Here is a 15,547-nt window from a genome sequence, read left to right on the forward strand (position 1 = left end):
CAGTGGCAGCATCAGGACATGTATGGAAAAGCATATCTTTGTAAAGCACTGGTAATCCGCCGAGGGCGTGGGCGCGATTACAGGTTTCGTTGATTTCCCAGACTTCTCCTGATATGGCAAATTTCTGCCATATGGACGGTCTGTTTGCATAAATACCGCAGTTTACCGTTTTCCAGAGGTGCTTTTCAGAGCGACACACTGACGGTTTTTTGGGGTGGCAGAGCAAAAAGGAACCAGATTCAAGAGGCAATAAGGTAGCAAAAGGATGTATTTGGAGTGAAATACGGTGGAATTGATTTACATCACATTAACCAGGATTTGCAATGCAACTTCTAAATTAATCCAGATCAATAAATGGTGATTTAGAAAATGTAGTGTGATCTGTGTAGGATCACTTGTTACTCCAATGTGGGTATATTCGTCACGTTTTTATAACCATAACGACGGAGCGAGCATGAAAAAATTAACAGTGGCGGCATTGGCAGTAAGTACACTTCTCTCTGGCAGCGTTTATGCGCATGAAGCAGGTGAGTTCTTCATTCGAGCAGGTTCAGCGACTGTACGTCCAACTGAAGGCGCGGGTGGGACTCTGGGAAGCCTGGGTGGATTTAGTGTGACCAATAACACCCAACTGGGGCTGACCTTTACCTATATGGCGACCGATAACATTGGCGTTGAACTGCTGGCAGCATCACCGTTCCGCCATAAAGTTGGCACAGCCACGACCGGAGATATTGCGACAGTCCACCATTTACCGCCAACATTGATGGCGCAGTGGTATTTTGGTGATGCCAGCAGTAAATTCCGTCCTTACGTCGGTGCTGGTATTAACTACACCACCTTCTTTAATAATGACTTCAATGACACCGGTGAAGGTCTTGGATTATCCGATCTTAGTCTGAAGGATTCATGGGGAGTGGCGGGGCAAGTTGGTCTGGATTATCTCATCAACCGTGACTGGTTGCTTAATATGTCGGTCTGGTACATGGATATCGATACCGACGTGAAATATAAATCCAACGGCGCAGTACTGCCGGCAGGACATTATTCTGACCATGTGCGCCTTGACCCGTGGGTGTTTATGTCCTCTGCGGGTTATCGTTTTTAATTCTTTGCTATCAACAAACCGCCAGATACTTTCTGGCGGTTTGTTGATGCCGGATGCGGTGTGAACGTCTTGTTTGGCTTACAAAATATTGAAAAATCAATGTATTGTATGGTGTATGCAGGCCAGATAAGCGTAGCGCATCAGGTAGTTTTGCATTTGTCATCAGTCTCAAAGACGCGTGGCGTCTTTCATCGGGCGAACAAACGTTTTCAGCTCTGCCAGCATTTTCTCTGGCTGATTAATATGTTGCTCAATGATTTTCACAATTGCTGACCCAGAAATAGCCCCCGCAGCGCCTGCCTCAATCGCCGCTTTTACCTGTTCCGGCGCGGAGATACCGAACCCTTGTAATGGAGGCGCAGCGTTATACTCTTTCAGCTTCGTGACCAGATGATTAAGCGGTAATGCCGCGCGGTTTTCCGCACCCGTCACACCCGCACGCGACAACAAATAGGTATAGCCACGACCATAAGAGGCAATCTGGCGCAGCAAATCATCGTCGGCATTCGGCGGACAGATGAAGATAGGTGCGACGTTATGGCGCAACGCGGCCTGGCGGAAAGGCGCGGACTCTTCTACAGGTACATCAGCAACCAGCACTGAATCGACGCCGACTTTCTCGCACTGCGCATAAAACTCATCAATGCCTTTGTTAAATACCAGATTGGCATACATCAGCAGGCCAATGGGAATGGTTGGGTGCTTCTGGCGAATCAGCGCCAGCATTTCAAAACACTGAGCCGGAGTTACGCCTGCGGCAAAAGCCCGCAGGGTCGCGTTTTGAATAGTTGGCCCATCAGCCAGCGGGTCGGAGAAAGGAATGCCCAACTCCAGCGCGTCGGCACCTGCTTCAATCAAGGCATCGATAATTTTCAGCGACTGTTCAATGCCGGGGTCACCGAGGGTAACAAAAGGAACAAATGCGCCTTCGTTGCGCTCCTTCAATTGGGCAAACAGAGTTTCATAGCGTTCCATCAGATTTCCCCTCGTGCTTTCAAAATATCGTGAACGGTGAAGATGTCTTTATCGCCGCGGCCAGAAAGGTTAACCACCAGCAGTTGCTCTTTCTCTGGGGCTTCGCGCATCATTTTTAGTGCATGGGCAAGGGCGTGGGAGGATTCCAGCGCCGGGATGATCCCTTCATGCAGGCACAGTGTTTTGAACGCTTCCAGTGCTTCATCATCGGTAATTGAAACGTAATCTGCGCGCCCAATGCTGTTGAGATACGCATGTTGTGGGCCGACGGACGGGAAATCCAGACCGGCAGAAATGGAGTAAGACTCTTCAATCTGCCCGTCTTCGGTCTGCATCATCGGTGATTTCATACCGAAATAGATGCCCACGCGACCATGTTTCAACGGTGCACCGTGCTCGCCGGTTTCGATGCCATGACCACCTGGCTCAACACCTATCAGACCGACGTCAGTTTCATTAATGAAATCAGCAAACATACCGATAGCATTCGAGCCGCCGCCAACGCAGGCAATGACGGCATCCGGCAGGCGACCTTCTCTTTCCAGAATTTGCGCTTTCGTTTCTTCGCCAATCATCCGCTGGAACTCTCGCACAATGGTTGGGTAAGGGTGCGGGCCGGCAGCAGTACCCAGCATATAGTGAGCAGTTTCGTAGCTACCAGACCAGTCGCGTAACGCCTCGTTACAGGCATCTTTCAGTGTTGCGGAACCGCTATGTACAGGAATCACTTCTGCACCCATTAAGCGCATCCGAAAAACGTTTGGCGACTGGCGTTCGACATCTTTGGCACCCATATAGATGCGACATTTCAGACCGAGCAGGGCGCTGGCAAGCGCAGAAGCCACACCATGCTGACCGGCCCCGGTTTCCGCGATGATTTCGGTTTTACCCATCCGCTTTGCCAACAATGCCTGCCCCAACACCTGGTTGGTTTTATGCGCGCCGCCGTGGAGTAAATCTTCACGTTTCAGGTACAGCGTGGTGTTAGTTCCCGCCGTGATGTTCTGGCATTTGGTGAGTGCGGTCGGACGCCCGGCATAATTTTTCAGCAGGTCGTTAAACTGCGCCTGAAACTCAGGATCTTTTTGCGCGCTGACGAAGGCTTCTTCCAGTTGGCGCAGAGCAGGCATCAGGATTTGTGGCACGTACATGCCGCCAAATTCACCAAAATAGGGGTTAAGTAATGTTGTCATTGTTCCTTTCCTTAATATGCGCGCAGTGTCTGGAAAACCGAGGCCAAAACGCGTGCATCTTTAATGCCCGGTTGAGACTCTACAGCAGAATTAAAATCAAGCCCGGCGCAGCCGGTTTGTGCCGCTTCCACGCAGTTATCTGCGCCTAAACCACCCGCCAGCAGAACGTTGCTTAGCGATTGACCATGTAACAGTGACCAGTCGAAACGTTGTCCGCTGCCGCCCTGGCCGTTGTCGAAAATATATTTATCGACGAACTGAAGATCGCGTGCAGGCAGGACTTCACCGACGCTTAATGCTTTCCAGATGGCAACATTTTCAGGCAGAGCGTCACGTAGGGCGTCGATATACTCCTGATCTTCACTGCCATGCAGTTGTACTGCCGCCAATGCCAGGGTATTCGCTTTATCAACGACCTCATTAATATCGTGATTGCGGAACACGCCGACATATTGCAATGGTGCTGCAGCTATCACTTCCAGCGCCTGTTCAACGCTGATATAGCGCGGTGATGTGGCAACAAAAATCAATCCGCCGTAAATAGCACCAGCGTCATAAGCCGCTCTGGCATCTTGCCCACGAGTCAGGCCACACACTTTATTCTCACCCAGTAACACCCGACGCACGGCGGCGTTCAAATCGTCATGGGCCATCAGCGCCGAACCAATCAGAAAGCCGTTAGCAAAGTGGCTCAACTCGCGCACCTGAGCATAAGTATTGATTCCGGATTCGCTGATCACCGTCACGTTGTGCCCCAGTTTCGGCGCAAGCTCACGGGTACGGTTGAGATCAATCGACAAATCACGCAGATCGCGGTTGTTGATGCCAACGACTTTTGCTCCCAGCACAATGGCGCGTTCCAGTTCCTCTTCATTACTGACTTCGGTCAGCACGCCCATACCCAGACTATGGGCGACGGCGGAGAGCTGGCGATACTGTTCATCGTCCAGCACTGAAAGCATTAATAAGCAGGCATCAGCCTGATAATAGCGAGCCAGATAGATCTGGTAAGGGTCGATAATAAAGTCTTTACATAAAATTGGCTGTGGTGCGATTTGGCTGACAATAGGGAGGAAATCAAAACTCCCCTCGAAATATTTTTCATCAGTCAGCACCGAAATTGCTGAAGCGTAATGTTTATAAATGGAGGCAATACGTGCAGGATCGAAATCATCACGGATCACACCTTTTGACGGCGATGCTTTTTTGCACTCCAGAATAAACGCGGTGCGTGCGCCCTGCAGCGCATCATAAAAATGTCGCGTGCTCGGCTGAATTTCATTCTGGAAACTGGCCAGCGGTTGTTGCTGTTTGCGGGCTTCTACCCAAATCGCCTTGTCTGCGACAATTTTCGCTAAAACGGTTTGCATCATTTACCCTCGTGCCGCCAGTGCGGTGACTCTGTCGTAAGCGGAACCACTGCGCAGTACCGCAAGAACGGTTTGCGCATTGGCTTGCAGATCTTCATGGCCATGCAGGCGCATTAACATGGCGACATTCGCCGCGACGGCTGCTTCATGAGCGGCGTCACCTTTACCTTGTAACAAGCGTGTTAAAATGTCACGGTTTTCTTCCGGAGTCCCACCAGCCAGTTGCTCCTGGTGGTAGGGCGTCAGGCCAAAATCTTCAGCAGTCAGTTGATAACTTTTGATTTCTCCATCGTGCAATTCCGCAACAATCGTTGGCGCGTGCAAAGAAACTTCATCCATTCCGCCGCTATGCACCACTGCTGCACGTTGATACCCCAGTACGCGCAGGGTTTCGGCAATAGGCAGTACCAGTTCCGGGCTATAAACACCTATTAACGCCAGCGGCGGATGCGCCGGGTTAATCAATGGCCCCAGCACGTTAAACAGGGTGCGGGTTTTCAGTTGCTGGCGAACTGGCATCGCGTGGCGAAAACCGCTGTGGTACTTCGGCGCGAAGAGGAAACAGACACCTAACTCGTCCAGCGCCTGGCGCGATTTATCGGCATTCATATCCAGGTTAATACCAAATGCTGCCAGCAGATCGGACGAACCGGATTTACTGGAAACGCTGCGGTTGCCGTGTTTCGCAACTTTCAGTCCACAAGCCGCGGCGACAAAAGCACTGGCGGTAGATATGTTGATGCTGTTGCTGCCGTCACCGCCGGTGCCGACGATATCGGCAAACAGATAATCAGGTCGCGGGAACGGCGCAGCATTTTCCAGCAGGGCAGTTGCCGCCCCGGCGATTTCATTCGGGTGCTCGCCGCGAATTTTCATGCTCACCAGCGCCGCCGCCAGTTGTTCGGACTTCAGTTCGCCGCGAACTACGGCTGAAAATAACAGGTGGCTCTCCTGCTGGCTAAGCGTCTGTGCCTGATACAGCTTTTCCAGAATCGGTTGCAGCGTGTTGGCCGGTTCCAGCTTCTGTTGCGCCCACGCCAGCGTTTGCTCCAGCAGTTGTGCGCCCTGGGTGGTGAGAATCGATTCCGGATGGAACTGGAAACCGCAAACGCGATCTGCATCATGACGCACCGCCATCACCATGCCATTAAAATGGGCGTTGATGGTTAAACCGGCCGGAATGTTACTGCCAACCAGCGAGTGATAACGCGCCACCGGCAGCGGGTTGCTTAACCCGGCAAACATCGCCTGACCATCATGTTCAATACTGGAAGCTTTGCCGTGGAGTATTTCCCCCGCCTGGCCGACATAACCGCCGTAAGCCTCGACAATCGCCTGATGACCGAGGCAAATACCGATAATCGGCAGCTTGCCACGCAGACGGGTGAGTAGCTCCGGCATACACCCGGCTTCACTCGGCACACCGGGGCCGGGTGAAAGCATCAGCACCGGATTGCTCATCGTCGCCAGACGTTCAATTAAGGTTTGCGCCGGAATATGGTTGCGGTAAATCACCACGTTATGACCATTGCTGCGCAACTGATCTGCCAGGTTGTAAGTAAAAGAGTCGATATTATCGAGCAGCAGAATGTCAGCCATCAGAAAATCTCCTGTGCATGATGCGCGGTGGCGATAGCGCGCAGTACAGCGCGGGCTTTATTACGGGTTTCGTCGGCTTCCGACTGCGGAACAGAATCAAGCACCACGCCAGCACCGGCTTGCACGGTAGCGACGCCGTTTTCCACCAGCGCCGAACGGATGACAATGCAGGTATCGAGATCGCCGTGCGCGGTGAAATAACCTACCGCGCCGCCGTAGCTGCCGCGTCGACGACCTTCTGCTTCGGCAATTAACTGCATGGCGCGCACTTTCGGCGCACCGCTTAACGTGCCCATATTCATACAGGCGCGGTAAGCGTGCAGGGCGTCAAGGTCGTGGCGCAGTTCACCGACCACGCGGGAGACGAGGTGCATCACGTAGGAATAACGGTCAACTTTGGTGAGGTCGGCTACGTAGCGGCTGCCGGGGGTGCAAATGCGCGCGAGGTCGTTACGGGCGAGATCCACCAGCATCAGATGCTCGGAAAGCTCTTTATGGTCGGTACGCATCGATAGTTCAATCCGGCTGTCGAGGTCTCTGTCCAGTGAACCATCGGCGCGACGACCGCGTGGGCGTGTTCCGGCAATCGGGTAGATTTCAATCTGACGACTGGTGGCGTCGTATTTGAGTGAACTTTCCGGCGACGCGCCGAACAGAGTGAAATCATCATCCTGCATAAAAAACATGTACGGGCTGGGGTTACTCTTTTTCAGCACGTAATAAGCTGCCAGCGGTGACGGGCAGGGCAGTGAGAAACGGCGAGATGGCACGACCTGGAAAATCTCTCCGGCGCGAATCGCTTTTTGCAACGAACGCACGACACCGCCGAACTCTTCATCGCTCTGATTACATTCACAACGCATATGCGGCACGGAAACCACTGGCAGTGGCGGCGCGATTTCGGTGAGTTGCTGGCGAAGTTCGTTCAGGCGAGCAGTGAGGCGCTGTTTTTCTTCTTCATTCTGACCAAAAAGGCTGGCCTGGATGCGTGTGCTTTTCTTCTGATGGTCAATCACCATCAGCGTTTCAGCAAGATAAAAACAGAAATCAGGGCAGTTATTTTCAGCCGCCAGTTGCGGTAAATCTTCAAATCCTGCGACCAGGTCGTAAGAGAACAGGCCGCCAAAGAACATCGCTTCTCGTTCTTCCTTCGGCACATTCACCAGATCCTGCAACAAACGAAAAGTGTCAAAAACCGAAAGGGAGCATAAACGGGCATCTTCATCCAAAAGAGTGCTGACGGGCGGAAAACGCAGCACGCGACAATCTGGCGATTGTTCATTTTCTACGCCAGCAGGCAGAGTGCTATCCAGCAATGCAAGCAGAGATGTCCCATTGTCAGTTAGCGCTTTAATTGTGACAGTGTCACCTAATGCGGTAATACGCAGCGCACTATCCACTAACAGCAGACTTTTCAGATCATCTTTGCTGTCAATATCTGCCGATTCCAGCAGCAGCGTAGCAGAGCGTGCTCCGCACAACTGGTGAAAAAGCGCGGTCGGATTATCGCGATAAGCACCTGCGCAGGTTAACAGTTCGAGAGTCGGTTTTTGTGTTTGCATTGTTATTCTCTAATTTTGTTCAAAAAAAAGCCCGCTCATTAGGCGGGCTGGGTATCTGGTTGCTTTACGCATGGTGAATACACTGCCCGTTTCAGGAAGTGCGCCACCAACCTTTCAGTACGAAAATCGCTTTCATTGTCGATACCCTTTTTACGTGAACTTTCGTACTAGTTAACTAGTTCGATGGTTAATTGTCAACAGCTCATTTCAGAATATTTGCCAGAACCGTTATGATGACGACGCAAAAAACATTATCCAAAATGGGAGTGCGCCTTGAGCGACACGAATTACGCAGTCATTTATGACCTGCACAGCCATACTACGGCTTCCGATGGCTGCCTGACACCGGAAGCGCTGGTACACCGTGCCGCAGAAATGCGCGTCGGCACCCTGGCGATCACCGACCATGACACCACGGCAGGGATCTCGCCAGCAAGAGAAGAAATTTCACGTTCGGGACTGGCACTGAATCTTATTCCTGGCGTGGAAATTTCCACCGTATGGGAAAATCATGAAATTCATATTGTCGGGTTGAATATTGATATTTCTCATCCGGCAATGTGTGAATTCCTGGCACAGCAAACTGAACGGCGTAATCAGCGGGCGCAGTTAATCGCAGAAAGGCTGGAAAAAGCGCAAATACCGGGCGCGCTGGAAGGGGCGCGAAGACTAGCGCAGGGCGGCGCGGTAACTCGCGGACATTTTGCTCGTTTTCTGGTCGAGTGTGGCAAAGCCAGTTCAATGGCGGACGTCTTTAAAAAATATCTGGCGCGCGGGAAAACCGGATACGTTCCGCCACAGTGGTGTACAATAGAACAAGCTATTGATGTCATTCATCATTCTGGCGGTAAGGCGGTGCTGGCTCATCCAGGGCGGTACAATCTTAGTGCTAAATGGCTGAAAAGATTGGTTGCGCATTTTGCTGAACATCACGGCGACGCGATGGAAGTCGCGCAATGCCAGCAATCGCCCAATGAACGCACCCAACTGGCGACACTTGTACGCCAGCACCATTTATGGGCATCACAAGGCTCTGATTTTCATCAGCCGTGCCCGTGGATTGAACTGGGGCGTAAACTCTGGCTGCCCGCAGGCGTTGAAGGCGTCTGGCAGCTTTGGGAACAGCCACAGAACAAGACAGAGAGGGAAGTATGAGTCAGTTTTTTTATATCCATCCAGATAATCCGCAACAGCGTCTGATCAACCAGGCGGTGGAGATTGTGCGTAAAGGTGGGGTGATTGTTTATCCTACCGATTCAGGCTACGCACTGGGCTGTAAAATTGAAGATAAAAACGCGATGGAGCGTATTTGTCGCATTCGCCAGTTGCCGGACGGTCACAACTTTACCCTGATGTGTCGTGATCTTTCCGAACTCTCGACCTATTCCTTTGTTGATAACGTCGCGTTTCGCCTGATGAAAAACAACACGCCAGGTAACTACACCTTCATCCTGAAGGGAACGAAAGAGGTGCCGCGCCGACTGTTGCAGGAAAAACGTAAAACCATTGGTATGCGCGTGCCATCTAACCCCATCGCCCAGGCATTACTTGAGGTGCTGGGTGAACCGATGCTTTCTACCTCGCTGATGCTACCTGGCAGTGAATTTACCGAATCCGATCCGGAAGAAATTAAAGATCGTCTGGAAAAACAGGTGGATTTGATTATTCACGGCGGCTATCTCGGACAGAAACCGACAACGGTTATCGATCTCACTGATGACACACCAGTCGTGGTGCGTGAAGGCGTGGGTGATGTGAAGCCTTTCTTATAAAAAATTGCGTTCCACGGATGGAAGATTATGGCAGGGATATATCGCTGCATTTTGCTGTTGATAGTTGGGCTTTTTTTCTCTTCGTTGAGTTATGCGAAAAACACGGAGATCCCTTCATATGAAGAAGGGATCTCGCTCTTTGATGTTGAAGCCACTCTGCAACCGGATGGGGTGCTCGACATCAAAGAGAATATTTATTTTCAGGCGCGAAATCAGCAGATTAAGCACGGATTTTCTCGTGATTTACCACGACTATGGATGCAGTCTAATGGGGACGCTGCACTGCTGAACTATCGTATTGTTGCCGTTACCCGTGACGGCGTTCCTGAACCCTGGCATCTTGACTGGCATATTGGGTTAATGAGTATTGTCGTGGGCGATAAACAACGTTTCTTGCCTCAAGGCGACTATCATTATCAAATTCATTATCAGGTTAAAAATGCTTTCCTGCGCGAGGGAGATTCTGACCTGCTAATCTGGAACGTGACCGGTAACAACTGGCCGTTTGAAATCTATAAGACCCGATTTTCACTCAAGTTCTCTAATATTGCGGGTAATCCATTTAGTGAAATCGATATCTTTACCGGAGATGAGGGCGACACATATCGAAATGGCCGCATCCTTGAGGACGGAAGAATTGAATCTCGCGATCCGTTTTATCGAGAAGACTTCACGGTTCTCTACCGTTGGCCTCATGCCTTGCTGGATAATGCCCCGGCACAACACACGACGAATATTTTTAGCCATCTTTTTTGGCCCTCAACATCGTCTCTTATCATTTGGTTACCGTGTTTGCTCCTGGCGTGTGGATGGTTATATCTCTGGAAGCGCAGGCCGCAATTTACGCCGGTAGATGTGATTGAAACCGATGTCATTCCGCCAGATTACACGCCCGGAATGTTACGTCTCGATGCGAAGCTGGTTTACGACGATAAAGGTTTTTGTGCCGATATCGTAAATCTGATTGTGAAAGGAAAAATTCATCTGGAAGATCAGTATGACAAAAATCAGCAAACCCTGATCCATGTTAATGAAGGCGCCACCAGAAATAATGCGGTATTACTGCCCGCAGAGCAGTTATTACTGGAAGCGTTATTTCGTAAAGGCGATAAGGTCGTTCTCACGGGGAGGCGCAACAGCGTCTTACGCAGAGCATTTTTACGGATGCAGAAATTTTATCTGCCGCGTAAAAAGTCTTCCTTTTACCGACCTGATGCGTTTTTGCAATGGGGGGGAATGGCGATATTGGCGGTCATTCTCTACGGTAATCTGAGTCCCATAGGTTGGGCAGGAATGAGTCTGGTGGGCGATATGTTTATTATGATCTGCTGGCTTCTTCCTTTTTTATTTTGTTCCCTTGAGCTTTTGTTGGCCCGCGATGATGACAAGCCTTGCGTTAATCGTGTAATAATCACTTTGTTTTTACCACTGATTTGTTCAGGCGTGGCCTTCTATTCTCTCTACATCAATGTCGGAGATGTATTCTTTTACTGGTATATGCCAGCGGGTTATTTTAGCGCTGTTTTCCTGACCGGTTATCTCACTGGCATGGGGTATATTTTTCTGCCAAAGTTTACCCAAACTGGGCAGCAACGTTATGCCCACGGTGAAGCTATCGTTAACTATCTTGCGCGTAAAGAGGCGGCAACGCACAGTGGGCGGCGGCGGAAAGGGGAAACACGGAAACTGGATTACGCTTTGTTAGGTTGGGCTATATCAGCAAATTTGGGGAGGGAATGGGCGTTACGCATCGCCCCTTCGCTCTCTTCGGCTATTCGCGCTCCAGAGATTGCCCGTAACGGCGTTTTATTCTCATTACAGACGCACCTGAGTTGCGGGGCCTATACCAGTTTGTTGGGGCGGAGCTATTCCGGTGGTGGTTCTGGCGCTGGTGGCGGTGCGGGAGGTGGAGGCGGTGGTGGTTGGTAACCAAACCGATGTTAATCGAAACAAGCTTTAACCATAAAGATAGTGTAGTATGTTGCGCCTCAAAGCCAGGCCAGTTAAAACGTCGAGTCGTTTACTTAAGGCCTGAAGAGTTCAAACAGACTTTACTATCAGTGAGTCAGATGTAAGTTCTGACTCATTGTTGCACAAAAGCATATCAGACGCCTGGGAAGGCGACACCAAAAGGAAGCTCTATGAGCGAAAAGCTACAGAAAGTGCTGGCGCGTGCCGGCCACGGTTCTCGCCGTGAAATTGAATCTATTATTGAAGCCGGTCGTGTGAGTGTTGATGGCAAAATTGCTAAACTCGGCGATCGCGTTGAAGTTACCCCTGGGCTGAAAATCCGTATCGATGGTCACCTGATTTCGGTACGCGAGTCCGCTGAACAAATTTGTCGCGTTCTGGCCTATTACAAGCCAGAAGGCGAGTTGTGTACTCGTAATGACCCGGAAGGGCGTCCGACCGTGTTTGATCGTCTGCCGAAGCTGCGTGGGGCGCGCTGGATTGCCGTTGGCCGTCTCGACGTTAACACCTGTGGTCTGTTGCTGTTCACCACCGATGGTGAACTGGCAAACCGCTTAATGCACCCAAGCCGTGAAGTTGAACGTGAATATGCCGTGCGTGTATTTGGTCAGGTTGACGACGCGAAACTGCGTGATTTGAGTCGCGGCGTGCAACTGGAAGATGGTCCGGCAGCCTTTAAAACCATCAAGTTTAGTGGCGGTGAAGGGATCAACCAGTGGTATAACGTCACTCTTACCGAGGGCCGTAACCGTGAGGTTCGTCGTCTTTGGGAAGCGGTTGGCGTGCAGGTTAGCCGCCTGATTCGTGTGCGTTACGGTGATATCCCACTGCCGAAAGGTCTGCCACGCGGTGGCTGGACGGAGCTGGATCTCGCCCAGACTAACTATCTGCGTGAGCTGGTGGAACTGCCGCCAGAAACCAGTTCTAAAGTTGCCGTAGAAAAAGATCGTCGTCGTATGAAGGCGAATCAAATTCGACGTGCGGTGAAACGTCACAGTCAGGTGAGCGGCGGTCGTCGTTCTGGCGGACGTAATAATAACGGTTAATTTAAGTTAAGTATAAAATAAAGGCCCTGCGGGGCCTTTTCTTCATTTGAAGCATGATAAATAGTCGCAGCATTTTAATTTAATTTCATACTTGCTTATGAATAATGCCCGGAAATAGCCACATTACTATTTAATTATCTGAGATAAACTCAACGTCAAGAGGTGGGTTATGATTAGATATAGTGGAGTATTTCTATCGCTGTTAATGATTTCAGGCTGTGCAACCGATGCTTTGAAAAATGAACAAGCTGAAACTGTTATTACTGCGGGTAACAAGGCGGTGGCGGCGAATGCAAGTTTCTTTAAGCAATACTATGCTTCTCGTGAAAACTTTCTTGTTAATTTTTATGCGACTAATCCAGAGTGTGCACCCCGACCAGATTATGAGGTAGTTATTGAAAACAGTACCAGTAATGAGTCATTGTGTCAGCAACCTGGAGATAAGCACAAAAAATCTCAAGAAGATCTTTTTACTACAAAGATAGTCGCTACTGAAAAAGAAAGATTGCTGGCTTCTATGGAAATCATTAGCAGTATGAGTTCTTATGTCGAACTTTTGAATGAGGATTTAGATGTTAAAGACAGCAAACAGTTCATATTGCTTAAACAAGCTCTGGATCACGCGAATAATGCGGGGGCACTTCTGGGCATCAATGATGGTGGAACATTAACAAAATCTGCAGCAGCGGTTAAAGATTTAGTGGTTTATTTCAATGGGTTGTATAATACCAGGGTAAGCGCAGGGAATATAGGTAGTACGGTAAATAATCATTGGCAAAGAATAAAAAATGATCTAACTGATATACGAAACGATATCGCGACAAAAGGTAAACAAACCGGAAGAAATACCTTTGCGACGGTACATAATAATCTCGTTTATTACAATGCCTCCTTAAAAAAAGGAGGAGGTAATGAATTTAAGACATTGAAGAGCAGACAAGAATTCCTGGCTGCGATTATCAGCATTAATGAAACACGTCTTCGTGCAGCAGATCCAGCAATACAAGCACTGAACTCATTTCTTGACGAGGGGAATCACCTTAAGGATTTATACACTAATAAAACACGCACAGCGGCTGAACAAAAAAGGCTAAATGAAATATTACGTGCACAAGTAATTAGTGGGTTAAAGGCGTCTGAGGGGCTGGCAAAACTACTTATTGCTAGCGGAATAATGTTATAGGAGGCTTTTTATGAACGATGTACAAAATCGTAGAATACTGGCATTACTCGACATGCTGTATAATACCCTGGGCAATAAAACCACATGTAAGGTTTGTCATAAATATTTTATCCTTATCCTCTCGATTATGAACAACCTGACGATTAACTATGGTTCTGAAACCTCACCAGAGTTAAGCGGAATTAGTTATGAAGATGCGAATGCGTTAATTACTGAACTGATATTATTTATTGAAGATGTTGACGCTGAGAATCATGAAGCATATCCGGGACATTTGAATGAGATTAAACGCATTCTGAATTTCGCTATTGCCGCTTGAATATAATTATGATTAAAGCACCTCAAGAGGCAATCTTTTGAGGTGCTTTCACTTAATAATCAATCCCGATTTGTGCTTTAACTCCTGCATCAAACGCATGTTTGACGGGGCGTAATTCACTGACGGTATCTGCCAGTTCAAGTATATCCCGATGACAGCCACGACCCGTGATAATCACCGTTTGCTGATGTGGACGCTCATTTAAGGCTTGCACCACTTCTTCCAGTGGCAAATAGTCATACGCCACCATATACGTCAGCTCATCGAGCAAAACCATATCCAGCGAGGAATCCGCCAGCATTCGCTTTGCATGTTGCCAGACTTCACGGCAGGCAGCGGTATCAGCTTCGCGGTTTTGCGTATCCCAGGTAAAACCTGTCGCCATCACCTGAAACTCGACGCCGTGTGGTTCCAGTAGATTGCGCTCGCCGTTAGGCCAGGTGCCTTTAATAAACTGCACGACGCCCACTTTTTTTCCGTGACCTACTGCGCGTGTTGCCGTACCAAATGCCGCAGTGGTTTTGCCTTTTCCATTGCCAGTAAAAACAATAATAATGCCGCGCTCATCCTGGGCCTGCGCCACGCGGGCATCCACTTTTTCTTTAACACGTTGCTGACGCTGTTGGTAGCGTTCGTCACTCATTGGGAAATTCCTGGTTTACGGCCCGGTTGGGCGTCAAAGGTCATACCGGTTTTACGGCGGCTGTCATCGCCCATCAGCCAGAGGTATAGCGGCATGATATCGGCGGGTGTTTTGAGCTTCAGCGGATCTTCCGTAGGGAAGGCACTGGCACGCATGGCGGTGCGCGTACCGCCCGGGTTAATGCAGTTCACACGCAGACGCTGCTGATATTCATCGGCCAGTACCTGCATCATCCCTTCGGTGGCAAATTTAGAGGCAGCATATGCGCCCCAGTTGGCACGCCCCTGACGTCCAACGCTTGATGAGGTAAAGACCAGCGAACCGGCGTCCGATTTGAGTAATAAAGGAAGAAGTGCCTGGGTCAGCATAAAGGTAGCATTTACGTTGACCTGCATGACATCCTGCCAGACCTGCGGATTTTGTTCGCTCATCGGGCAAACTTCGCCAAGCAATCCGGCATTATGCAGAACGCCGTCCAGACGCGGATAATTAACGGCAATGCGCTGTGCCAGTTGATGGCAATCTTCGGATGTGCAGGTCAGCAAATCGAGAATAAACCACTGTGGCTGGTGTCCGGTCTCTTCGAACATACGCCGGGCGACCTGACGTAATTTTTCTTCGTTACGACCCAGTAAAATCACCGTCGCGCCATAACGCGCATAAGTCTGAGCGGCTTCACGACCAATTCCGTCGCTGGCACCGGTCACCAGGATAATACGATCATTGAGTAAATCTTGTTTTGGTTGGTAATGCATGGCTACTCCTCAACGACATTATCCGTCGCGTTGCCAGTGTACTTATGACTT

The 15,547-nt window shown here is 49.8% G+C and carries 15 protein-coding genes and 1 other annotated feature; of the genes, 7 read left to right on the plus strand and 8 right to left on the minus strand.

Annotation, left to right across the window (positions count from 1 at the left end; all coding sequences use genetic code 11):
- Positions 1-454: 454 nt before the first annotated feature.
- Complete coding sequence (gene ompW, locus C0K55_RS05305) at positions 455-1,108, plus strand: outer membrane protein OmpW (protein WP_105265990.1); 654 nt, start codon at positions 455-457, stop codon at positions 1,106-1,108.
- Positions 1,109-1,276: 168 nt separating this feature from the next.
- Here ompW and trpA read toward each other — a convergent pair whose 3' ends face one another.
- The 6 genes from trpA to trpL form a co-directional block, all read right to left on the minus strand.
- The gene (gene trpA, locus C0K55_RS05310; RefSeq protein WP_001516501.1) at positions 1,277-2,083 is read right to left on the minus strand and encodes a tryptophan synthase subunit alpha; all 807 of its coding nucleotides are present in this window, start codon (positions 2,081-2,083) and stop codon (positions 1,277-1,279) included.
- Positions 2,083-3,276 carry a tryptophan synthase subunit beta gene (gene trpB / locus C0K55_RS05315; RefSeq protein ID WP_000209515.1) on the minus strand — a complete coding sequence of 398 codons (1,194 nt, stop codon included), beginning with the start codon at positions 3,274-3,276 and terminating at the stop codon, positions 2,083-2,085. Before trpB ends, trpA begins: the two co-directional genes overlap by 1 nt.
- A gap of 11 nt (positions 3,277-3,287) precedes the next feature.
- Positions 3,288-4,649, minus strand: a complete 1,362-nt coding sequence (gene trpCF / locus C0K55_RS05320; RefSeq protein ID WP_077688154.1) for a bifunctional indole-3-glycerol-phosphate synthase TrpC/phosphoribosylanthranilate isomerase TrpF — start codon at positions 4,647-4,649, stop codon at positions 3,288-3,290.
- Positions 4,650-6,245, minus strand: a complete 1,596-nt coding sequence (gene trpD / locus C0K55_RS05325; RefSeq protein ID WP_000763504.1) for a bifunctional anthranilate synthase glutamate amidotransferase component TrpG/anthranilate phosphoribosyltransferase TrpD — start codon at positions 6,243-6,245, stop codon at positions 4,650-4,652. It abuts the gene before it with no gap.
- Complete coding sequence (trpE, locus tag C0K55_RS05330) at positions 6,245-7,807, minus strand: anthranilate synthase component I (protein ID WP_001194558.1); 1,563 nt, start codon at positions 7,805-7,807, stop codon at positions 6,245-6,247. The genes trpD and trpE overlap by 1 nt, the downstream gene beginning before the upstream one ends.
- 21 nt (positions 7,808-7,828) lie before the next feature.
- Positions 7,829-7,922: a sequence feature (Trp leader region), on the minus strand.
- Positions 7,899-7,943 carry a trp operon leader peptide gene (gene trpL, locus C0K55_RS05335; protein ID WP_001700591.1) on the minus strand — a complete coding sequence of 15 codons (45 nt, stop codon included), beginning with the start codon at positions 7,941-7,943 and terminating at the stop codon, positions 7,899-7,901. Its footprint overlaps the feature before it by 24 nt.
- A 137-nt stretch (positions 7,944-8,080) precedes the next feature.
- Between trpL and rnm the strand changes: the two genes are divergently transcribed.
- The 6 genes from rnm (at position 8,081) to C0K55_RS05365 (ending at position 14,098) form a co-directional block, all read left to right on the plus strand.
- Entirely contained in the window at positions 8,081-8,962 is an 882-nt protein-coding gene (rnm, locus tag C0K55_RS05340; protein ID WP_001285652.1) for an RNase RNM, read from the plus strand.
- On the plus strand, positions 8,959-9,579 hold the full coding sequence (locus C0K55_RS05345; RefSeq protein ID WP_001516499.1) for an L-threonylcarbamoyladenylate synthase: 621 nt from the start codon (positions 8,959-8,961) through the stop codon (positions 9,577-9,579). The genes rnm and C0K55_RS05345 overlap by 4 nt, the downstream gene beginning before the upstream one ends.
- A gap of 27 nt (positions 9,580-9,606) precedes the next feature.
- A complete protein-coding gene (locus C0K55_RS05350; RefSeq protein ID WP_105265991.1) occupies positions 9,607-11,508 on the plus strand; it encodes a DUF2207 domain-containing protein in 1,902 nt (633 codons plus the stop codon).
- Positions 11,509-11,720: 212 nt separating this feature from the next.
- Positions 11,721-12,596 carry a 23S rRNA pseudouridine(2605) synthase RluB gene (gene rluB / locus C0K55_RS05355; protein ID WP_001291217.1) on the plus strand — a complete coding sequence of 292 codons (876 nt, stop codon included), beginning with the start codon at positions 11,721-11,723 and terminating at the stop codon, positions 12,594-12,596.
- A gap of 169 nt (positions 12,597-12,765) precedes the next feature.
- A complete protein-coding gene (locus C0K55_RS05360; protein WP_105265992.1) occupies positions 12,766-13,779 on the plus strand; it encodes a hypothetical protein in 1,014 nt (337 codons plus the stop codon).
- A gap of 10 nt (positions 13,780-13,789) precedes the next feature.
- Complete coding sequence (locus C0K55_RS05365) at positions 13,790-14,098, plus strand: hypothetical protein (protein WP_001516496.1); 309 nt, start codon at positions 13,790-13,792, stop codon at positions 14,096-14,098.
- 52 nt (positions 14,099-14,150) lie between these two features.
- Here the strand turns inward: C0K55_RS05365 and cobO are convergent, their stop codons facing one another.
- Both cobO and C0K55_RS05375 read right to left on the minus strand, forming a co-directional pair.
- Positions 14,151-14,741, minus strand: a complete 591-nt coding sequence (gene cobO, locus C0K55_RS05370) for a cob(I)yrinic acid a,c-diamide adenosyltransferase (RefSeq protein WP_001516495.1) — start codon at positions 14,739-14,741, stop codon at positions 14,151-14,153.
- On the minus strand, positions 14,738-15,496 hold the full coding sequence (locus C0K55_RS05375; RefSeq protein WP_000559299.1) for a YciK family oxidoreductase: 759 nt from the start codon (positions 15,494-15,496) through the stop codon (positions 14,738-14,740). The genes cobO and C0K55_RS05375 overlap by 4 nt, the downstream gene beginning before the upstream one ends.
- Between the last annotated feature and the right edge of the window lie 51 nt (positions 15,497-15,547).

The sequence above is a fragment of the Escherichia sp. MOD1-EC6098 genome (assembly GCF_002965865.1).
In the GTDB taxonomy this organism is placed as follows: Bacteria; Pseudomonadota; Gammaproteobacteria; order Enterobacterales; family Enterobacteriaceae; genus Escherichia; species Escherichia marmotae.